The organism is Photobacterium sp. GJ3 (assembly GCF_018199995.1).
GTDB lineage: Bacteria > Pseudomonadota > Gammaproteobacteria > Enterobacterales > Vibrionaceae > Photobacterium.
On sequence record NZ_CP073579.1, the window covers coordinates 102,756 to 122,055 of the forward strand.

Genomic DNA, 19,300 nt, shown 5'->3' on the forward strand with positions numbered 1-19,300 from the left:
GAATCGACAGATTCAGATTACAGATAATGTGGGTAGAGTCTGGGTGCCAATGCAGCTAATGCTTGCCGGTGACCGCTGAGTAAAAGAATATCTTTTTCCACTAAGGTCATATTGTCGTGAAAGGCGGTGATATTTTCTTTTCCGCGCTTAATGAGGAGCGGATTTATTTTTTGATCGAATCCGTGCATTAATTCACCCAGTGTAAAGACCTGGTGTTTCTGATGAATATGGACTTCAACGATATATTGATCGTGGCCTAAAGACAGATAATTATTCATCATCGGATAATGCAAAGCCTGTGCAACCCGAATCCCCATTTCTTCTTCAGGATGAATAATTCGGGAAACGCCCAGTTTGGACACAATGGCATGATGTGCAGCTGTGTTGGCTTTCACCCAGAGCTCCTTCACGCCCAGCTTTTTGAGGCAGAGTGTGCAGAGCAGGCTGGCTTCCATATCCTGACCAATCGCGACGAGAACAGCGTCGCTATTACCTAAATTCAGCTCTCTTAACGCATTTTCATCTGTGGCGTCACAAATGACGGTTTGCGTGAGGTCTGAAACATATTTTTCAGCAATTTTCTCATTGCGATCAATACCGATGACGGTATGACCTAAATGAATCAATTCTAAACTTGCGGCCACGCCGAAGCGACCGAGACCGATCACGGTAAAATGTGCCATAGTTTTTCTCTTGAACAGATTGTAGGTGTGGATTAAAAAAATGATTTATTCTGGTGGTAATAAAAACCGATAACCAATTCCGGGTTCTGTTTGGATATATTTAGGATTGTCTGCATTGTCATTGAGTTTCTTTCGTAAATGACTGACAAAGTTTCTTAAATAATGCGTGTCTTCTGCATGGGTTTTTCCCCAGATTTCGATCAGCAATGTTTTTTGAGTCACTAAATGCCCCGGCTGCTGTGCGAGTAAAGCGAGCAGCTTAAACTCTTTTTTGGACAGCGCGACAGGTTGATCATGCAGCAAGACCTGATGACTTTGGGTATCAATACACAGGTCCTGAAATCTGTACTGTCTGGCGATAGCTGCAGGCTGTAAAGCGCTGAAATCTCGTAATAGCACTTTGATTCGAACCATCAGGGCCCGAATACTGAACGGCTTGCTCAGATAATCATTGGCTCCAGCTTCCAATAGTTTGATCATCTCGTCTTCTTCGTCACGGGCCGTCAGGACCAGAACCGGGAGATTGCTGAACATTCTCAGTTTTTTCAGCAGGGTATATCCATCCTGATCCGGGAGCCCCAGATCCAGAATGATGAGAGCTGGCTGGAATGTCTTCATGGCGTTGAGCCCGTCTGCCGCGTTTCCTGCGCCTGCATAATTAAACCCTTCAGCATTCAGGGAAATTCGGATAAAGCGCTGAATCTCGGGTTCGTCATCAATCACTAAAATGCGTGCACTCATGATGGGGTTCCTCGCAAAACGGGAAGAGAAATACACACGGTGCAGCCCGTGTCGGTGGGCTGCATCTGAATGTCGCCCTGATGCGCCTGAATAATGCCCTGACTGACTGTCAGCCCTAACCCGGTGCCGCCGTCGCCCTGATCGCCTTTGCGGGAGGAAAAGAACAGTTCAAAGGCCCGATCGCGATCCTGATCGGAAATTACTGGACCCTGATTGTGAATTTCAATGCGTAAAGCTTGCTGGTTATGACCTACCGTGACGGTAATCGGCGTGTCCGGCAAAGCATATTTCAGGGCATTGTCGAGAATATTATGAATGGCTTGCTCCATCAGCGCATGCTGAATACTGACCTCAGGCAGCGGTGTTGCCGCCCGGAGCTGAATTCGCTCTGGATTTACGCGATCAATCAGGGAGCCCAGCACAGGCAGGATCGATTGCAATTGGGTGTTGAGCTGAAGCTTGCCTTGCTGCAGTTTGGTGGCCTGCAGCAGGTTTTCAATATAACGGTGTAACCGGTGACTTTCTGTCATGGCCGATTGCAGTAACTCATCCTGGTCTTCAGCAGGAAGACGGGACTGATATTCCTGCAGGGTGCTCAGATTGCCGATGATGCCAGCCAGCGGTGTGCGCAGATCATGCGATACAGACAACAAAATCCGGCTGCGCATTTCCGCCTGTGCCAAGGCTTGCTTTTGATGGCGATACTGAATGGCCAGATGGCTGGTCAATACGGCGATCATCAGGAAAACCATCAGGTTGAAGATGTCGGCAGCGTTAAACATTTGCAGGGAAAATCTGGGCGCCGTAAAAAAGTAGTTAAAGCACAAAGCGCCAATGAGTCCTGCCAGCAGGGATGCGAACCGGGTTGAACTCAGGGCGACAATGACGACACCGAGTTGCAGGATCAGTAAGATACCGGCTTGTGTGATGTTAAGGGCGCTCAGGCCATAGGCGGCGCTGACGGCAACTGCCATGACAGCAACAGGCAACAGCGCTTGTCTGACTGGAAAGGAATAATCTTGGTTTCGATAAAGACGCATAAGAATACAGGTTAATATCAATCATCTGGTGTCACTTTACCGAAAAATCGGGCAGGAAGGGCGTAAAAAAAGCGTCATTTTTTGGGTAAGCCGTTTTGACGGTGTGTAGGCGCTGATTTAAGACCTGAATTCAACAAATTCCTGCCAGTCAGGAGGTAAGTCCAGGTTGGCTTTTTCATCTGATGTCAGTGATGTCCAGTAAGGCATCCACAGCCAACTGAACCAATAATCAAGGTCGCCCTGTAAACTGCCGTACTCGTCCGGGTTGAGATCAGGAAATGAAATCATCGGTTTTGGCGGTGTGAAACCAGTAGCCAGAACGGTATCGATGAAAGCATGATCGTCGGCGATCAGATGAACAAAGCACCCCCCGAATTCATCCCGTAAACACATCCTGAAAATTGTATGCTCGGGGCCTTTCTGGACTTCTCCGGTGATGCAGACAGAGATCTGAGGATAATGCGTCTGTAGGATTGCTTTGAAATGGGGAAACTGCGCCCAGTCCATCAGAAATAGCAGATTGTAAGCCTGCCTGTTGAACGACTCAGATAATGTCACTTTCGGATAGCTGCAAGCAAAATCCAGCGTCAGCGGCGAGCATGATGTCTCGGTCCTGTAATGTGCAGGTTTGAATAACTTGTTGAAGAGGCGCATGAACATGACATTAAGTTTCCATCACACAGATTCCATGGTTTCGATACGAATTTGGACTCGTCATGCATCATGGCAGAAGTGAAAAGGTGATGTTGCGGACAATTTATCATTCAGAAATAAAACAGCCAGCCCGGAGGCTGGCTGTGATGTTTGGTCCTGGCTGATTATTTTGCCATGACTTCTTCGTGCGGAGTCTCTTCCAGATCGCAGCCGATGAAGCCACCGGTCTGGTGCGCCCACAGGTGGGCGTAAATGCCATTCTGGCCAAGCAGTTCCTGATGACTGCCTTGTTCGACGATCTGGCCATTGTCGATCACGATCAAGCGGTCCATCGCGGCAATCGTGGACAGGCGGTGCGCAATCGCGATGACTGTTTTGCCTTCCATCAGCTGATACAGGCTTTCCTGAATCGCGGCTTCAACTTCAGAATCCAGTGCTGAAGTGGCTTCGTCCATGACCAGAATCGGCGCGTCTTTCAGCAGTACACGGGAAATTGCGATGCGCTGACGCTGACCCCCGGAAAGTTTCACCCCGCGTTCACCAACCTGAGCATCGTAACCTGCGTTGCCATGTGGGTCGGTCAGCGTTGCGATAAACTCATGTGCATGGGCCTGACGCGTTGCTGCCAGCAGTTCTTCCTCTGAAGCATCCGGTTTTCCGTACAGGATGTTTTCACGGATCGAACGGTGCAACAGCGAAGTGTCCTGCGTGATCATACCGATATTGCTGCGCAGAGAGTCCTGCGTGACATCGGCAATGTTCTGGCCGTCAATGCGAATGGCGCCAGACTCGAGATCATGGAAACGCAGCAGCAGGTTCACCAGCGTGGATTTACCCGCACCGGAACGACCCACCACACCGACTTTTTCACCCGGTTTGATGTGCAGATTGAGTTGCTCGATGACGCCTTTGTCTTTTTCGCCATAGTGGAAGCTGATGTTGTCAAACTCAATGCCACCCTGAAGTACATTCAGAGGTTCCGCGTTGGTTTTGTCTTCAATCGAGATTGGCTTCGACAGGGTCTTCATCCCGTCAACAACCGTCCCCAGGTTCTCAAACAACGCGCCAATTTCCCACATGATCCATTTCGACATGCCCTGAACGCGCAACGCGATACTGATTGCAACGGCAATGACACCGACCGTGACAGCGCTGTTCATCCACAAACCAATCGAGACCGTTGCGATCACAAACAGCAGCAGGTAGTTGATTGCATCAACGCTCAGAATAAATTTCGTGGCCAGCCGCATCTGGCGGTACACCGTATCCAGAAAGCCTTGCATGCTCTCTTCAGCGTACTCAGTTTCACGGTTGGTGTGTGCAAAGAGCTTCACCGTGGTGATGTTGGTGTAGCTGTCGACAATCCGGCCCGTCATCATAGAGCGTGCATCTGCCTGCTCGGTCGCGATGGCTTTCATTTTCGGAACGAAATAGAACTGGATGCCGATATAGGCCATCAGCCAGACCAAAATAGGCAGCATCAGAATAAAGTCGGCACTCCCCATCATGACAATCATGGCGGTGAAATAAACACTGATATAAACCAATACATCGACCAGTTTCATCACGGTTTCACGAACAGCCAGTGACGTCTGCATGACTTTGGTGGCTAAACGACCAGCAAAGTCATCCTGATAGAAAGACACGCTCTGGCGCAGCAGGTAGCGGTGCGCCAGCCAGCGAATCGACATAGGATAATTCCCAAGCAGAGTCTGGTGCATAATCATTGAATGCGTGAATGCCAGAAAAGGGATGACAACCACAATCAGCAGACCCATCATCCAGAGCTTGCCACTTTCTTCGGCAAGAAAGGTGTCTGGGGAATGCTGGGCCAGTAAATCAACTAACTGACCCATAAAGCCTAAAAGTGTGACTTCCACGATCGCTATACAGGCGCTCAGAACAGACATCGCCAGCAATGGCCAACCGAAACCGCGTGTATAAAAGCGGCAAAACGCCAATAGGCTGCCTGGCGGCTGCTGTGGCGTCTCTTGCGGGAATGGCGCCGTGAGTTTCTCAAAAAATTTGAACATAAATTATTGATTCCATGTATACAGGTGGAGCAGGTGTAACTGATAGGAATAACCGTATGAAGGCAAAAGATTATCCGTCAGGCTCTCATGGTTTGTTCTTCGTGAGAGATATTTTTGTGACAGAATGAACCGAAATATTTTATCAGAATTTGATAATAATGATGCACCCATTTGATGAATGCAAAATGAATGGCATAACAAATGACACAGCAAGCAATGCAATTACAGATAGTATCTCTGCGATCCGGGATGGAGTCTCATCCTGAAAGTTGTCTGGATGTGAGTTTACAGGCCGGTGAACATCTGGTGCTGTCCGGGCGCTCTGGCGCCGGGAAATCAAGTGCCCTGAAAGTTCTGGCTGGATTAATACCACCGGAATCCGGACATTTTTCGTGGCAGGGGAGCCGGATAGAACCGGCGAACCTGATCTGGTGGCGGCAACAGTGCTGTTATTTACCTCAGGCGCCTGTCATGGGCGCTGAATCCTTAGGGGAAGCGCTGCGATTGCCCTGGCGGCTCCGGGCTGCGAATGGCAGTGTGCCGAAAGAGGAGACCTGCCTGGAAATGCTTGCTGTGCTGGATCTGCCGCATGATCTGAACAAACAGGTCTCCGAACTTTCCGGTGGAGAACAACAGCGGGTCGCGATTGCACGGGCTTTGCTGATGTCCCGCCCAATCTGGCTGATGGATGAACCGACCTCGGCACTGGATCACAGGAGTCGTGAAAAGGTGATGGCAGCGTTGCATCGTCAGCAGATGACCTGTGTTTCGGTGTCGCATGATGCGGCCTGGATTGAGAGGGCTGACCAACACAGAGAAATGGGGAAGCACCATGAATAGCGCTGTGGCGATCACTCATCTGGCGCTTGCCGGGTTTTATTTGTTGCTGCTGGTGCCGCTCGGCTTGTTCTCCCGGTGGCAACTGGGGCTGACGCAATCTGCTGTTGTGTCTGTGCTCCGGATGACCCTGCAACTGGCTGTGGTGGGTGTTTATCTGCAGGTGTTGTTCAGTTTTGAGCATCTCGGTTTCAACCTTCTCTGGCTGAGTCTCATGGTGCTGGTGGCCAGTTTGAGTATCTGTAAACGGGCAGGGTTGCCTTTGGGCAGCGCGACTCTGGCCGTGAGCACCGGGCTGGTGGCCAGCCTGATTGTGGTGTTGCCAGCCATGCTGATGGGGCTGATTCAGGCTGACCCCTGGTGGCAGGCGCAATATCTGATCCCTGTCGCCGGGATGATTCTGGGGAACGCTCTGACCGCCAATGTGCTGGCGCTTGAGCGTTGGTACACCAGCCTGAAAGAAAAAAATAATGAATATCAATTTTATCTGGCGCTGGGTGCACCCTATCCGGTGCAGCCTTTTCAGCGGGAAGCGGTGCGTGCGGCTCTGACGCCCCAACTGGCCAGTATGAGTACGCTGGGCATTGTCGCATTGCCCGGGATGATGACTGGTCAGATTCTGGGTGGCACGGAACCGATGCTGGCTGTGAAATATCAGCTGGCGATTATGATTGCCATCCTGGTGGCCGTGACAATCAGTGCAGTGACCACCCTTGGGATGATGCGACGCTTTGCATTTGATCGGTACGGACGACTCAAACTCTGACTTGCGCGAGTTGCTCTTCCAACCAACGGATAAAGCAGTCAATTGCGGCTGAATGCCGGTGACAGATCAGATAGTACCCGGCATTGGCCGGTAAAGGAGCAAAAGGCGAGATCAGTTTGCCTTTGTGAACATCTTCACCAATCAGCGCCTGACGGGCCATCGCCACGCCCAGTCCGGCTTCGGCTGCAGCCATGGCCATGTCGGTCCGGTTAAAAAAATGTCCGCGGCGGCTGTCGGCATCAATCCCCATGACATCAAACCAATAGCGCCATTCCGTATCGCGTTCTGCACTGCGCCAGGGCATGGCATCATGCAGCAGCGTGGCTTGTTGCCAGCTTTTGGGATCCTGCCAGTCGAACCGAGCCTGATAATCCGGGCTCATGACCGGCAGTAAGGATTCCGCCATGAGTAAACGGGTCTGACGATTGAGCTGGATATCGTCAGAGCGGCGGTAATCGATCACCAGATCACAATCCGTATCCTCGCTGTCGACCAGCGCGCCATCCGCAAAGGTTTGTACATTGATGTCCGGATATTGGGTATAAAAATGGTGCAGTCTGGGCACCAGCCATTTAAAGGCAAAGGAAGGTGTCAGCTTCAGCCGGATTTCACCTTCAGCTTGCCGTCCCGGTTGCAGCGCACGGATGACTTCAGCAATCTCTGACAGGCTGCGCCCGACGACCTGGTGCAGGCGACGACCTGATTCTGTCAGCGTGATACCGCGGGCATGACGCTGAAACAGTTCGAATCCGAGCTGCTGCTCCAGTAAGCGGATTTGCTGGCTGACAGCTCCCGTCGTGACATGCAGGGTACTTGCAGCCTGGGTAAAACTCTGTGTTTTGGCGGCGACATCAAAAGTAGCCAGTGCAGCCAGAATATTTCCTTTCAAAGCAGACATTTCTTCTCTCAGTCCATCGCGCTGGCAGTGCCTGTCAGCTAGGCTTGTTGCAAAGACCGTCTCTCTTAGCACGGATCGCAGACACCACAGCGCTGGTCTGGTGTTTCCTTGCTTAATGAGTTCAGATCGAGCTTATAGCACAGCTATAGGCTGCCAGTAATATTTATCGATTGTTAACCCGATGTAAATGCCTCAATCTGCAATTTCGTATCTGTACCTGTTCAATTCAGACAAAGAGAGTGTGTGAGATGGAAGTGATTGTTTTGGGAAGCGGTGTGGTCGGACTGACTTCGGCCTGGTATCTGGCACAACAAGGACATCAGGTAACAGTGATTGATCGTCAGTCCCGCAGTGCGGAAGAAACCAGCTTCGCCAATGCCGGTCAGATTTCCTATGGCTACTCTTCGCCCTGGGCTGCACCGGGGATTCCGGTCAAAGCGATGAAATGGCTGGTCCAGAAGCATGCGCCGCTGAAAATCAAACCTTCTCTGTCACCTGATTTGTACAGCTGGATGGGCAAAATGCTGGCCAACTGTAACGATGAAAGCTATCAGCGGAATAAGTCCCGGATGCTGCGGGTTGCCAACTACAGCCGGGCATCTCTCATTGAATTGCGTCAGCAACATAACCTGCACTATGAAGGTCGTCAGCAAGGCACATTGCAGTTGCTGCGAACACAGGCCCAGCTGGATGCCGTCGGGAAAGATATACAGGTTCTGAAAGAAAGCGGAATTCAGTATGAATTACTGGACGTCAATGGCTGTATTCAGGCTGAACCAGCCCTGGTGAAAGTGCGGGAAAAAATCGCAGGTGGCCTGCGTTTACCGAATGATGAAACCGGAGATTGTTATAAGTTCTGTCAGCAATTGGCGGCACTGGCGGAGCAGGCGGGTGTCACATTCGAGTTCAATACCCAAGTGAAGTCCTTACGTCAGGACAATCAGCGGATTGTCGCCGTTGAAACAGACCGGGGTGAATTCAAAGCCGATGCCTACGTGGTTGCCATGGGCAGTTACTCGACAGCGATGCTGGCGACTTTGGGGATGCAGTTACCTGTGTATCCGGTGAAGGGCTATTCGCTGACAATGCCGCTGAAAAACAGTGACGGTGCGCCGGTATCGACCGTGATTGATGAAACGTATAAGGTCGCGATGACGCGTTTCGACAATCGTATCCGGGTTGCGGGCACGGCTGAACTGGCGGGTTTTAACCTGCATCTGTCGGAGCAGCGGAAAGAAACCATTGCCATGGTGGTCGGTGATCTGTTTCCGGAAGGGGGGACCTCAATCAGGCGGAATACTGGACCGGCCTGCGTCCGATGACACCAGACGGCACACCGGTGATTGGTCAAACACCGTTTGAGAATCTGTATACCAATACAGGTCACGGGACACTGGGTTGGACCATGGCCTGCGGTTCTGGCCGACTGCTGGCGGATATCGTCAGTGGCCGCGACACCGACATCGATACCGATGGTCTCTCGATCCAGCGTTATCTGCACTCTGCCTAACCGATTGAATCTGGCCTGATTGCCAAAGTGCAACCGGGCCAGCTTAGACGACTTCTCATTCTCTCCTGCAGAACCTCTGCCAATTCCCAGAAAGAATACTTTCTTATCAATCTCCTGAATGATGACCAAAACCATGGATATGAGACAGGTTGTAGTATATCTTTGGCCGCGTTTTATTGCATGAAACGGGCAACTTGAAGCGTGAAGGATTAACAATTCAAGGAGAAACGCCGCACTCAGTGATGAGTGGTGCCATACAGGGTGCACGGAACGCCATGATGCGACACTCATCATCAATCAAGTAATCAAGTGCCGGATAGAAGAATCATTAATGAGGAAGTACAGATTCATGAACCATCGTTATCTGAAGCCTGCCACTATGGCAATTCTGCTGACCCTGACGGGGTGTTCGTCAATCAGTGAGGAAGATTGCAGGCTGGGAGATTGGTATCAGATCGGTCTGGCTGACGGTCAGAACGGGAAAAAAAGCTATGCCGCTATTTACAGCGAAGAGTGCGCGGAATATGGCGTCAAAGTGGATCTGAAAACTTATCAGGACGGTCGTCGTACCGGGCTGGAATCCTACTGTACCTATGAAAATGGCACCATGGTTGGTGAGGCCATGAAGGCGTATGAGAATGTTTGCCCGGCAGACTTGTCTCAGGAATTTTTGACCGGATACCGGCCTTATTACAACCTTGCGAAAGCCAAGTCTCATGCCAGTGGTATTGAAGGCACGATCCACAGCTATAAAGAAAAGCTGAAAGATGACAAGCTCTCGAGCGATGACCGGAAAATGTTCAGCGCAGAACTGAAATCGGCTAAATCGAACTTTGAGCGGGCCGAGTTTGAAGTGAACCGCTATGAGTATGAACTGGCGGTCCATAAAATTGACCGTGAAATCGGCCAGATCAACCAGCAACTGGCGTCAGAGCATGTCAGCAGCGCACAGCGTTCCATGCTGAATGAGCGGCTGGTCAAACTGAATAACAACCGGAAATTCTACGAAACCTTATCGACAACTGAAAATACTTTCCAGAATATCAAAAACATTGTGGACTTGTTCTGAGCACAGTCTTTCCGGTGGTTCCTTGCATGAAGCAGGGAGCCACTGGATGAAACCTGACGCCCCCGAATACATCCCAACCAGGAAGCAAGACATCTCATGGAAATCAGAGCCGCTACATTGTCGGATGTCGTCGCATTACAGACATTATTTCACGCCTACCGCCAGCTCTCTGCGGGCAGCAGCCCCCATGAAACGGAAGCTGATGCTGGCCGTTGGATTGAAACCCGGCTGAAACGAGACGAAGCTGTTTTCTTGATTGCTGCCGAAGGTCATCAACTGCTTGGTTTTGCAACCTTATATCCGGGATTCAGTTCTATTTCCCTCCAGCAGTTTTGGACGCTCAATGATCTGTATGTGGTGGACCAAGCGCGCGGACAGGGTGTTGGCACGGCATTACTGGCCACTGTGGAAGCGCATGCCACCGCCACACAAGCAAAAGGTATTGCACTGGAAACGTCTGTGGAGAACCTCTCGGCGCAACGTTTATACGAATCCCTTGGCTATCAGAAAAACACACATTATCAGCCGTATTTTAAGAAGATTGGCGTGAGCCGAGGATGATTTGACGCGTACGAGGAGAGCGGATGAAACTTGGGGTGATTCAAATGCCGATGGCCTGGACCACGGCGGAAAACTGTCAGGCCATTTGTGGGTACATTCATCAATATTCAACTCTGGATGCGCTGATCTTTCCTGAGCTTAGTCTCAGCGGATTTCACCGTGACATCCGGTCACAATGCGCTTCCTCTTTGATCAAACCTGCACTCCAGGAGGTTGCTGATGCTTGCCGCTCCGCAGGCGTCATGGCGTTTATTGGCGCACCAATCTTCGAGCATTCATCAGGCTACAACAGTTATCTGGCGATTTCGGCTCAAGGAGAAGTGCTCATTCAATGGGATAAAGTTGGGCTCACGCCGAGTGAAGCCAGCTTTTTCTCGGCAGGAACTGATCGCTCCCCCCTTGCTTATCAGGATCAATACATCGGGGCTTTTCTTTGTCGGGAAGCCGAAGATGTCAGTTGGTTTGTTCAGCAATCTCAAGGGGTTAACTTCCATTTCGTTTTATGGCCTGCGTATATTGGCTCTCAGGATAATGACGTAAACCACCGCTATTTTCAGGGGGCTGTTTCTATCGCGCAGCAACTCAAAACCTGGGTGATTCAATGTAACTGGCCGGAGTCACTGAATGATCCATCCATTACAGGGCTGGGTGGCAGTAAAGTCATCGCACCCGATGGTCGCCTTATTCTTCAAATGCCTGTCGATGAGGCCGCAGTCGCGATATTGGATTGCAAGACGGAACGGGTACAGATCATCAGCACTCAATGAAATACATCAAGTGGGATGATCAACGTTTCCTGTAACGACAGGTCGGAGAATTTTCTCGCTCCAATGCGAAGGTTGAGGAACTCTACGCGCAAGGGCTGCGATGGGAGAGTGATGACGTGCAGCAGGTGATTCGGCAGTATCTTTCCGCGAAATGATGGACATGAACCACGGTTCGAAAGAAGGCCAGAGTGATGCTCTGGCCTGATGAATCTTTTCTGAACATGAGCACGTTATTGAACGGTGATGACGTCCATGATCAGCTTGCCGTCTTCACGGATAGGACCATCTTCTTTGGCGCCCAGTGTGTACTCAAAAACACCGGTCTTCATTCCGCCCCTTCGCCATGGAGCATGAGCATCAGCATGTCCCCGGAATTCACAGGTTCCATTAAAATCGCGGTAACGTCCTGGTTCGCGCCTTTCTTGACCGGGGAATATCCAACGACCGGACCGGGTTTCATGTTTTTGTCGGTTCGGTGTACCACTAACCAGCCATTCGCATCGGATTCGATCATCTCGGCGGAGACGGTTCCCCCCGAAACATCCTGGTCGCTACCTTTGACACTGTTTGCTGCATGAGCAAAGCTTGCAGCGCCGAAAGCTGTGATGATTAAACTTGCCGCGAGTGATGTTTTTAATAAATTCATTGATTCTTCCTATGGGTTAAAATTCATCAAAATGGCAGCTAGCTGATGTTCTGTTCACAGCGTGAGTATGGTTCAACATTTGGTGTTGATCACAAATATCCTTCCGAAACAAGGAAAAACAAGTGTAACAAGGTGTGAGTGCTTTGTTTGATCGCGTGGCATTCTGAACAATCTGAAGATGAGAACAGTTGGAAGTCTATTGATGAGAAGACGGCGTCCCACATTACCGCTGGCGGAATTACATGCCGAATGAATGGGTTTACCCGTTCGAAAGTAGTCGTTAAGATAGCGCCGCACAGATTTTGAAAAGCAGACTTCATGAAACTGATCCCTTGGCTTAAACAACCCCGAATTCACTGACGCCTCCGGCCGTCAATCAACAAGGTCCCGCAGTGGAAATTTCCCCTGTGGGTGAAATTATTGAATGTGAAAACAGGTTGAAAATGAGCGAAAAACATTGGTCGAAAGTTCAGTTGTTACATGAGGTTGTAACGAATCCGAACATTCTTGTGAAAGGAACCCGCAGTTACTACAGCGATTGCTGGGATGACGGGTTTGAAGCATCTGTGGTGCGTTATCTTCATGGCGATGAAATCAGCCGTCAGTGGGAACCGAAATGGCCGATCGATCAGCTGCGAATCGGCGATTGCGTCTGTATCGCTGCTGAGGTTGTCATTCTAATGGGGGGAAACCATACCCATCGGGGGGATTGGTTTTGTCTGTATCCTTTCATGGACTTCATCGAAGAAGCTTATGTCGGCAAAGGGGACACCGTGATTCAGGATGGCGTCTGGCTGGGAATGCGTTCGATGATCATGCCCGGTGTCACGATTGGTGAAGGTGCCATTGTTGCAGCCAATAGTGTCGTGACCAAAGACGTCGCGCCTTACAGCGTGGTTGCCGGTTCTCCGGCGAAGCGGGTGAAATATCGGTTTGAACCCGCAGTGATTGATGCGCTGCTGGCATTGAAGATATACGACTGGCCTGCGAAAAAATTCGACGCACTGAAAAGGTATCTGTGTGCCGATGATATTGAAGCACTCAAGCAGGCATCGGATGCCTACGATCAGTCAAAAACCATCGACTGACACCAAACCGACAGGGATGTGAAAAAAGCCGCTGGTTTAACAGCGGCCTTTTTTTGCTTGTCCGGGAGGGCAGAAGCCGCCGCCATGTGAGTGATCGTCACGATAATCACCATTGGTGGTGGCTTTGATGTTCACACCATCCACTTCACCTTCCACATGGGTCAATTGGCAACCCGTCAGAGACAGGCTGACTACCAGCAGGCTGAATAATGTCAGTTTCTTCATGGTTTTCTTCAGAGTGCGTGTCAAAAGTTGCCACTCTACCCGATCCGCTTCGCCGGATTGTGAAATAGCTGTCAAATATTGCTCGTGCGATAAGGAAAGCCTGTCAGGATAACCTGACGTTTCTGCGAGCAATTAGTTTTCATTTCAGCGCATCATTCTGAAAATGCCCTGTAAACTGAATAGTAACCTTCTTCATTTACTGCCTCGGGAGGCAACTATGAAACGGGTTTTTTATATCAGTGATGACTTGGATGAGCTTGAGTTGGTGGAACATGAGCTTGAGCTGAGTGGCTTTACCCCGCCGCAGATTCATGTGCTGAGTGATAAAGATGCTGAGGTATCGACACATAAAGATCTGCATCCGGTTCAGTCGGTGATGCGCAATGATGTGGTTCACTCAACGGAAATCGGTGCGGTGATCGGCGTGATTGTTGCTGCTGGGATTCTGATTGCTGCCTATGCATCGGGCGTCACGGATGCTGTCGGCTGGGCCCCATTTATACTGCTGGCGATTGCGATCCTCGGATTTATTACCTGGGAAGGTGGGTTGTTTGGATTTCAGGAACTGCATTATCAGTTCCGTCGGTTTAAAAATGTACTCAAATCCGGCAAGCATGTTCTGATGGTCGATGTGGAACCGAATCAGGAAATGAAGCTTGCCAGTATTATTTTGGCACATGACAAGCTGAAACCCGCCGGCACGGGGAAATCGCCGCCACACTGGCTGGTTGCGATGCATCATCGCTGGCAGCGGATGATGAAAACTTTGCCATAAGGTTGCTTTTCGCTTTACCGGCAAGTGCGTGTGGTAACGACGGCAGCCTTCAGATGAGCGCGATACCTGGCTCCCCCCGAAATTGGGTATCCGCATCGTTCCCTACTCTTTTCAAGCGTGGGGAGAGACGCGCTTTGAGCGCCATAATTTCAGGCCATGCCCACGCAACTGAACATCCGCAAGGCCCGGCGTCAGAACAAGACGCTGAACAATTAACCCCCCGGCAGGCTGAAGAACCATGTCCGCAGTGCTGAGATATAGCTGGCTTCACTGGCCATCAGTCCGACCAATACAAGCAGCACCAAGGGCGGTATAAATATGGTGTACACCAGCGCCAGCCGTTCCCAGCGCATGTGCATGAAAATGGCCGCGATCAATCCAGCCTTCACGGCCATAAACAACAGAATCAGACTCCAGCGCAACATACCTTGCAGATGGAAATAATCCACCAGATAGGACAGCGTACTGAGAACAAAGAGTAATCCCCAGACGTTGAGATACAGACGGATGGGGTGCTGCTGTGCAGATTGATTCGTGAGATCTGTGTCAGACATCAGAACCTCCTTCAATGGCCGATTGTTCCATTACCACAGATAGAAAAATGCGAAAATAAACACCCAGACTAGATCGACGAAGTGCCAATATAACCCGGCGATTTCGACGATTTCATACCGGCCGCCCTGTACACCGGCAGCATGCGGGTCGGTTTGTTGCCGGTCGTATTTCCCAAGTGCGACCCGAATGGCGACGACGGTCAGGTAAATCACGCCCACGCTGACATGCAGGCCATGAAACCCCGTGATCATAAAAAATGCGGCCCCGAATTGAGAGGCGCCAGCCTCATTTCCCCAGGGGCGGACCCCTTCTTCGATCAGTTTGCTCCATTCAAACGCCTGCATGCCCACAAAAGTCAGCCCCAGCAATGCGGTGGTCAGCATCAGCAAAGCCGCAGCGTAACGTTTTCCCTGATAGCCGCAATTCACCGCCATGGCCATAGTGCCACTACTGGTAATCAGCACGAATGTCATGATCGCGATCAGGATCAGCGGAATCGAATGCCCGGCGATGGTCAGGGCAAAAACTTCACTGGCCAGCGGCCAGGGGTCTGTCGTGGTCATGCGTACAGACATGTAGCCGACCAGAAAACAGCCGAAGACAAAGGTATCGCTGAGCAGGAAAATCCACATCATGGTTTTGTTGGCTGAAACCCGGAAAACCGCTTTGTCTGCGGCATAGTCCGAGACCACACTTGTCCAGCCGTTGATCCTTCCCAGCGTGGGGGATTGAGGTTGTTGGGTTTTCATCATTCAAACCTCTCTGGTTTCGGGCGTCCGCGTTCAGGTCAGGCGGAGCAATCCCAGCAAAAACAACCAGATAAATAAAAGAAAGTGCCAATACCGTGCACAAAGCTGTAACCAGATGTGCAGGTGATCTCTGCGTCCCTGCCAGACCTGATAAATGACCAGGCCTAACGCGATTAAACCGCCGATTACATGGATGGCATGTAAGCCGGTCAGCAGATAGAAAAAGCTGTTGGCCGGGTTGGCAAGCAAGCCCTGGTTGATTTCAACCAGAGCCAGCCAGGCCCATAACTGTGCAGTGATAAAGCCCAGGGTGAAACCAAGCGTGAGGAAGAGTTCACGCCTGCAGGCAACCAGTGAGGGCAGGAGCCGTGCTTTACGGGCTGCAAAATGAAGACTGACACAACTGAGTACCAGTAATGTTGTGCTGATCAGTAATTGCCAGGGTTCCTGCAAGGGTTGCCAGTCGCTCAGGCCCTGACGAATGGCATAGGCGACGGTAAACAGAAAAAATAGCGCACCAATCACGCCCATCAATATCCATAAACCTGTGGCGGCGATGGCCGTGGGCTCGGCTGGCTGGAATCGTGCGTTGGGGTGCGGACTCAGGTGGCCCGAGGCCAGCGTTGTGAGTGTTTTCCGGCTCATGGCTCAGACCCTTTGGATTGCAAGTCGGCTGGTGGCGTCTCAGGCGCTGCCTCCGGCTGTGAATCTGGTGGTTGATTTTGCGGCAGAAAATCTTCTGCTGCACCGGGCACGCTGAAGTCATAGGCCCAGCGGTAGACCACTGGCAGTGTCTCTCCCCAGTTACCGTGTTCAGGGGGCGTTTCCGGGGTCTGCCATTCCAGAGATGTGGCGCGCCATGGATTTCCGCCGACGGCTTGCTCATGGCGCCAACTCCAATACAGGTTGTAGATAAACAAAAGCTGTGCCGAGCCAACGATCAGCGCAGCGACCGTGATAAAGGCGTTCAGATGCTGGGCAGATTCGGGAATGAAACTGTAGTCTTCAAAGGCAAAATAGCGTCTTGGCATCCCCAGTACGCCCAGATAGTGCATCGGGAAATAAATGGCATAGGTCCCGATGAAAGTGACCCAGAAATGGATGTGTCCCATGGTGTGATTCAGCATTCGGCCGGTGACTTTGGGATACCAGTGATAGAGGCCACCAAAAATGGCCAGAATCGGCGAGACCCCCATCACCATGTGGAAATGAGCGACCACGAAATAGGTGTCTGACAACGGAATATCAACGATCACGTTGCCCAGAAATAAGCCGGTCAGCCCGCCAATGACAAAGGTACTGATGAAAGCGAGGGCAAACAGCATGGGCAGCGTCAGGTGAATATCGCCCTGCCAGAGGGTAAACAGCCAGTTATAGACCTTGATGGCGGTCGGCACGGCAATAACCAGTGTCGTAATGGCAAAAAAGAACCCGAAATAGGGGTTCATGCCGCTGACGTACATATGATGCGCCCAGACCACAAAACTCAGCGCCCCGATAGCCAGAATTGCCCAGACCATCATTTTGTAGCCGAAGATATTTTTGCGGGCGTGAATGCTGATGAGATCAGAGACAATCCCGAAAGCAGGCAATGCCACAATGTACACTTCCGGATGCCCGAAGAACCAGAACAGGTGCTGGAACAGAATCGGGCTGCCGCCACTGTGCTCTGTCAGTTGGCCCATAGATATCACCGCCGGCATGAAAAAACTGGTGCCCAGCAGTTTGTCGAACAGCATCATCACCGCGCTGACAAATAACGCCGGAAACGCCAGCAGTGCCATCGCCGACGCCGTGAAAATCCCCCAGACCGTCAGGGGCATGCGCAGCAAAGTCATGCCCTGCGTTCGTGCCTGCAAAACCGTGGTGACATAATTCAGGCCACCCATAGTGGCGGCAACGATGAAGACCGCCAGTGAAACCAGCATCAGCACAATGCCCCAGTCGGTTCCGGGTGTACCGGGCAGAATGGCTTGGGGCGGATACAAAGTCCAGCCCGCGCCGCTCGGCCCCCCGGTGACAAAGAAACTGAGGATCAGAATCAGGGAAGCGAGCAGGTAAAACCAGTAACTGAGCATGTTCAGAAAGGGGAACACCATGTCGCGTGCTCCAACCATCAGCGGGATCAGGTAATTCCCGAATCCACCCAGAAACAGAGCGGTCAGCAGGTAGACGACCATGATCATACCGTGCATGGTCAGCGACTGATAATAGGTGTTCGCATCAATGAAATCGAAGGTTCCGGGAAACCCCAGTTGCAACCGCATCAACCAGGATAAAACGAGGGCAATCAGTCCCATGAAAATGGCTGTCAGGGTGTACTGAATCGCAATGACTTTATGATCCTGACTCCAGATGTACCGGGTCCAGAAAGATTGCGGATGTCCGTAACTATGTGTGTTGTGCTGTGTTGTCATATCCCCCTCCCGCCGCGTGCACTACTGCGCCAGTGACCGGATATAAGCGATCAGTGCGTCTACTTCCTGTTCATTCAAAGTGTAGACAGGCATCACCGCCGGGTAGCCTTTCACGAGTTCGGCATTGGCATCCAGAATGGCCCGACGCAAATACACGTCATCGACCTGAACCTGGCTGTCATCCGACAGGGTTTCTGTTTTACCGTACAAACCTAGCCAACTGGGTCCGATGCCCGGTTTACCGTCGATACTGTGACAGGCCATGCAGCCATTCACTTCAGACAGCGTCTTTCCCCTGGCGATTCGGTCTGCTTCAGACATTGCTGCAGACGCTGTGGTATCTGGCGGACGCTGAGTCTGGGCGAAAGTGGGTTGAGCGGCAAGCCAGCGTCCGAACTCGGCTTCATCTTCCACAATCACCCGACCGCGCATATTAAAATGACCAACGCCACACAGCTCTGCACAGAGAATGTCGAACTGGCCGCGTTCCGTTGGCCGAACCCAGAAATGGGTGACTGAACCGGGAACTAAATCCATCTTGGCCCTGAACTGAGGCACATTGAAATCGTGCAGCACATCCTTAGAGCGCAACAGTATTTTATAAGGTGCGTACAGCGGTAAATGCAGCTCCGGGGTGAGGATGATGCGATCATCGGCACCGGCCGGATCGTCTGGATCGACCCCCAGCGGATTGGTTGCGGTGACGAATTGCGTGCCGCTTTTACCCAGTTGATTATCTTCACCGGGAAACCGGAAGCGCCATCGCCACTGTTCACCCACCACTTCAACTGTCCGGGCTTCTTTGGGCACACTGACAAATTCGCCGTATACCAGCAGGCCCGGTGCCAGCAGCGCGATGATGCCCAGTGTCGTGATGCCAATCAGCCAGGCTTCGAGCTTTTTGCTGTCGGGCTGGAAACGCGACGTTCTGCCCGGTTTGTGGCGAAAGCGGATGATCAGGCCGGCCAGAATCAGATTCAGAACAATGAAAAATGCGCCGGTGATGATCAGCGTCAGATCAAGCGCATGATCGATCTGTCCCCAGTTTGAGGCGGCTGGCGTGAGCCACCAGGGACTGAGGAAATGAAAAAGAATGGAAGCAACAACAAGTACAATCAAGGCAATGGCGATTGCCATACAACACCTTCTGCTGAAACTGGTCGCATCCTTGAGAGGAACTCAAATCGGTAAACCCTGCCCAGAAAAGAATTTTTACCGCACGCAGCAGGCAGATTTGGTGGTCGGCGAGCTGTAGCGAATTCATTTTTCGATTAAAAGCTTAGTGG

Annotated in this window: 19 protein-coding genes and 2 pseudogenes; 8 read left to right on the top strand and 13 right to left on the bottom strand. The window is 51.4% G+C overall.

The window, feature by feature from the left end; all coding sequences use genetic code 11:
* Positions 1 to 17 precede the first annotated feature (17 nt).
* The 5 genes from KDD30_RS17300 to KDD30_RS17320 form a co-directional block, all read right to left on the bottom strand.
* Positions 18 to 683 carry a TrkA family potassium uptake protein gene (locus KDD30_RS17300; protein WP_211651261.1) on the bottom strand — a complete coding sequence of 222 codons (666 nt, stop codon included), beginning with the start codon at positions 681 to 683 and terminating at the stop codon, positions 18 to 20.
* Between the two features lie 45 nt (positions 684 to 728).
* A complete protein-coding gene (locus tag KDD30_RS17305) occupies positions 729 to 1,424 on the bottom strand; it encodes a response regulator (RefSeq protein WP_211651262.1) in 696 nt (231 codons plus the stop codon).
* A complete protein-coding gene (locus tag KDD30_RS17310) occupies positions 1,421 to 2,464 on the bottom strand; it encodes an ATP-binding protein (RefSeq protein ID WP_211651263.1) in 1,044 nt (347 codons plus the stop codon). Before KDD30_RS17310 ends, KDD30_RS17305 begins: the two co-directional genes overlap by 4 nt.
* A gap of 117 nt (positions 2,465 to 2,581) precedes the next feature.
* A complete protein-coding gene (locus KDD30_RS17315) occupies positions 2,582 to 3,124 on the bottom strand; it encodes a hypothetical protein (RefSeq protein WP_211651264.1) in 543 nt (180 codons plus the stop codon).
* 158 nt (positions 3,125 to 3,282) lie between these two features.
* A complete protein-coding gene (locus tag KDD30_RS17320; protein ID WP_211651265.1) occupies positions 3,283 to 5,151 on the bottom strand; it encodes an ABC transporter ATP-binding protein in 1,869 nt (622 codons plus the stop codon).
* 201 nt (positions 5,152 to 5,352) lie between these two features.
* Here KDD30_RS17320 and KDD30_RS17325 point away from each other — a divergent pair, with 201 nt between their 5' ends.
* The gene (locus tag KDD30_RS17325; protein ID WP_211651266.1) at positions 5,353 to 5,991 is read left to right on the top strand and encodes an ATP-binding cassette domain-containing protein; all 639 of its coding nucleotides are present in this window, start codon (positions 5,353 to 5,355) and stop codon (positions 5,989 to 5,991) included.
* Positions 5,984 to 6,754, top strand: a complete 771-nt coding sequence (locus KDD30_RS17330; RefSeq protein WP_211651267.1) for an ABC transporter permease — start codon at positions 5,984 to 5,986, stop codon at positions 6,752 to 6,754. The genes KDD30_RS17325 and KDD30_RS17330 overlap by 8 nt, the downstream gene beginning before the upstream one ends.
* On the opposite strand, the gene KDD30_RS17335 is transcribed toward KDD30_RS17330, so the two are convergent.
* Positions 6,744 to 7,652, bottom strand: a complete 909-nt coding sequence (locus KDD30_RS17335) for a LysR substrate-binding domain-containing protein (RefSeq protein ID WP_211651268.1) — start codon at positions 7,650 to 7,652, stop codon at positions 6,744 to 6,746. The two genes, KDD30_RS17330 and KDD30_RS17335, sit on opposite strands and share 11 nt — an antisense overlap.
* Positions 7,653 to 7,900: 248 nt before the next feature.
* Between KDD30_RS17335 and KDD30_RS17340 the strand changes: the two are divergent.
* From KDD30_RS17340 to KDD30_RS17355, 4 genes and pseudogenes are all read left to right on the top strand, one after another.
* Positions 7,901 to 9,162, top strand: a pseudogene (locus tag KDD30_RS17340) (D-amino acid dehydrogenase).
* A gap of 349 nt (positions 9,163 to 9,511) precedes the next feature.
* Positions 9,512 to 10,231: a DUF2799 domain-containing protein gene (locus KDD30_RS17345; protein ID WP_211651269.1), complete on the top strand. Its 720-nt coding sequence runs from the start codon at positions 9,512 to 9,514 to the stop codon at positions 10,229 to 10,231.
* 96 nt (positions 10,232 to 10,327) lie between these two features.
* Positions 10,328 to 10,792: a GNAT family N-acetyltransferase gene (locus KDD30_RS17350; RefSeq protein WP_211651270.1), complete on the top strand. Its 465-nt coding sequence runs from the start codon at positions 10,328 to 10,330 to the stop codon at positions 10,790 to 10,792.
* Between the two features lie 23 nt (positions 10,793 to 10,815).
* Positions 10,816 to 11,559, top strand: a complete 744-nt coding sequence (locus KDD30_RS17355; RefSeq protein ID WP_211651271.1) for a carbon-nitrogen hydrolase family protein — start codon at positions 10,816 to 10,818, stop codon at positions 11,557 to 11,559.
* 230 nt (positions 11,560 to 11,789) lie between these two features.
* Here KDD30_RS17355 and KDD30_RS17360 read toward each other — a convergent pair.
* Positions 11,790 to 12,205 (bottom strand): annotated as a pseudogene (locus tag KDD30_RS17360) (hypothetical protein).
* A 443-nt stretch (positions 12,206 to 12,648) separates the two neighbouring features.
* Here KDD30_RS17360 and KDD30_RS17365 point away from each other — a divergent pair.
* Positions 12,649 to 13,293, top strand: a complete 645-nt coding sequence (locus KDD30_RS17365) for a CatB-related O-acetyltransferase (RefSeq protein WP_211651272.1) — start codon at positions 12,649 to 12,651, stop codon at positions 13,291 to 13,293.
* A gap of 36 nt (positions 13,294 to 13,329) precedes the next feature.
* On the opposite strand, the gene KDD30_RS17370 is transcribed toward KDD30_RS17365, so the two are convergent.
* Positions 13,330 to 13,518, bottom strand: coding sequence for a hypothetical protein (locus KDD30_RS17370; protein WP_211651861.1), 189 nt, complete (start codon positions 13,516 to 13,518; stop codon positions 13,330 to 13,332).
* 217 nt (positions 13,519 to 13,735) lie between these two features.
* Here KDD30_RS17370 and KDD30_RS17375 point away from each other — a divergent pair, with 217 nt between their 5' ends.
* Positions 13,736 to 14,293 carry an NAD/FAD-utilizing enzyme gene (locus KDD30_RS17375; RefSeq protein ID WP_211651273.1) on the top strand — a complete coding sequence of 186 codons (558 nt, stop codon included), beginning with the start codon at positions 13,736 to 13,738 and terminating at the stop codon, positions 14,291 to 14,293.
* 212 nt (positions 14,294 to 14,505) lie between these two features.
* Here KDD30_RS17375 and KDD30_RS17380 read toward each other — a convergent pair whose 3' ends face one another.
* From KDD30_RS17380 to KDD30_RS17400, 5 genes are read right to left on the bottom strand one after another with little or no spacing between them, the layout of a single operon-like run.
* Positions 14,506 to 14,847: a cytochrome C oxidase subunit IV family protein gene (locus KDD30_RS17380; RefSeq protein ID WP_211651274.1), complete on the bottom strand. Its 342-nt coding sequence runs from the start codon at positions 14,845 to 14,847 to the stop codon at positions 14,506 to 14,508.
* A gap of 30 nt (positions 14,848 to 14,877) precedes the next feature.
* Positions 14,878 to 15,597, bottom strand: coding sequence for a heme-copper oxidase subunit III family protein (locus tag KDD30_RS17385; protein ID WP_371826136.1), 720 nt, complete (start codon positions 15,595 to 15,597; stop codon positions 14,878 to 14,880).
* A gap of 33 nt (positions 15,598 to 15,630) precedes the next feature.
* Positions 15,631 to 16,242, bottom strand: coding sequence for a cytochrome c oxidase subunit 3 (locus KDD30_RS17390; RefSeq protein ID WP_211651276.1), 612 nt, complete (start codon positions 16,240 to 16,242; stop codon positions 15,631 to 15,633).
* The gene (gene ctaD / locus KDD30_RS17395) at positions 16,239 to 18,014 is read right to left on the bottom strand and encodes a cytochrome c oxidase subunit I (protein ID WP_211651277.1); all 1,776 of its coding nucleotides are present in this window, start codon (positions 18,012 to 18,014) and stop codon (positions 16,239 to 16,241) included. The genes KDD30_RS17390 and ctaD overlap by 4 nt, the downstream gene beginning before the upstream one ends.
* Positions 18,015 to 18,035: 21 nt before the next feature.
* Positions 18,036 to 19,151 carry a cytochrome c oxidase subunit II gene (locus tag KDD30_RS17400; RefSeq protein ID WP_211651278.1) on the bottom strand — a complete coding sequence of 372 codons (1,116 nt, stop codon included), beginning with the start codon at positions 19,149 to 19,151 and terminating at the stop codon, positions 18,036 to 18,038.
* Between the last annotated feature and the right edge of the window lie 149 nt (positions 19,152 to 19,300).

Coding starts and splice junctions, on each gene's coding strand:
- KDD30_RS17300 (WP_211651261.1), bottom strand. CDS start 683: ATGGCACATTTTACCGTGATCGGTCTCGGTCGCTTCGGCGTGGCCGCA.
- KDD30_RS17305 (WP_211651262.1), bottom strand. CDS start 1,424: ATGAGTGCACGCATTTTAGTGATTGATGACGAACCCGAGATTCAGCGC.
- KDD30_RS17310 (WP_211651263.1), bottom strand. CDS start 2,464: ATGCGTCTTTATCGAAACCAAGATTATTCCTTTCCAGTCAGACAAGCG.
- KDD30_RS17315 (WP_211651264.1), bottom strand. CDS start 3,124: ATGTTCATGCGCCTCTTCAACAAGTTATTCAAACCTGCACATTACAGG.
- KDD30_RS17320 (WP_211651265.1), bottom strand. CDS start 5,151: ATGTTCAAATTTTTTGAGAAACTCACGGCGCCATTCCCGCAAGAGACG.
- KDD30_RS17325 (WP_211651266.1), top strand. CDS start 5,353: ATGACACAGCAAGCAATGCAATTACAGATAGTATCTCTGCGATCCGGG.
- KDD30_RS17330 (WP_211651267.1), top strand. CDS start 5,984: ATGAATAGCGCTGTGGCGATCACTCATCTGGCGCTTGCCGGGTTTTAT.
- KDD30_RS17335 (WP_211651268.1), bottom strand. CDS start 7,652: ATGTCTGCTTTGAAAGGAAATATTCTGGCTGCACTGGCTACTTTTGAT.
- KDD30_RS17345 (WP_211651269.1), top strand. CDS start 9,512: ATGAACCATCGTTATCTGAAGCCTGCCACTATGGCAATTCTGCTGACC.
- KDD30_RS17350 (WP_211651270.1), top strand. CDS start 10,328: ATGGAAATCAGAGCCGCTACATTGTCGGATGTCGTCGCATTACAGACA.
- KDD30_RS17355 (WP_211651271.1), top strand. CDS start 10,816: ATGAAACTTGGGGTGATTCAAATGCCGATGGCCTGGACCACGGCGGAA.
- KDD30_RS17365 (WP_211651272.1), top strand. CDS start 12,649: ATGAGCGAAAAACATTGGTCGAAAGTTCAGTTGTTACATGAGGTTGTA.
- KDD30_RS17370 (WP_211651861.1), bottom strand. CDS start 13,518: ATGAAGAAACTGACATTATTCAGCCTGCTGGTAGTCAGCCTGTCTCTG.
- KDD30_RS17375 (WP_211651273.1), top strand. CDS start 13,736: ATGAAACGGGTTTTTTATATCAGTGATGACTTGGATGAGCTTGAGTTG.
- KDD30_RS17380 (WP_211651274.1), bottom strand. CDS start 14,847: ATGTCTGACACAGATCTCACGAATCAATCTGCACAGCAGCACCCCATC.
- KDD30_RS17385 (WP_371826136.1), bottom strand. CDS start 15,597: ATGAAAACCCAACAACCTCAATCCCCCACGCTGGGAAGGATCAACGGC.
- KDD30_RS17390 (WP_211651276.1), bottom strand. CDS start 16,242: ATGAGCCGGAAAACACTCACAACGCTGGCCTCGGGCCACCTGAGTCCG.
- ctaD (WP_211651277.1), bottom strand. CDS start 18,014: ATGACAACACAGCACAACACACATAGTTACGGACATCCGCAATCTTTC.
- KDD30_RS17400 (WP_211651278.1), bottom strand. CDS start 19,151: ATGGCAATCGCCATTGCCTTGATTGTACTTGTTGTTGCTTCCATTCTT.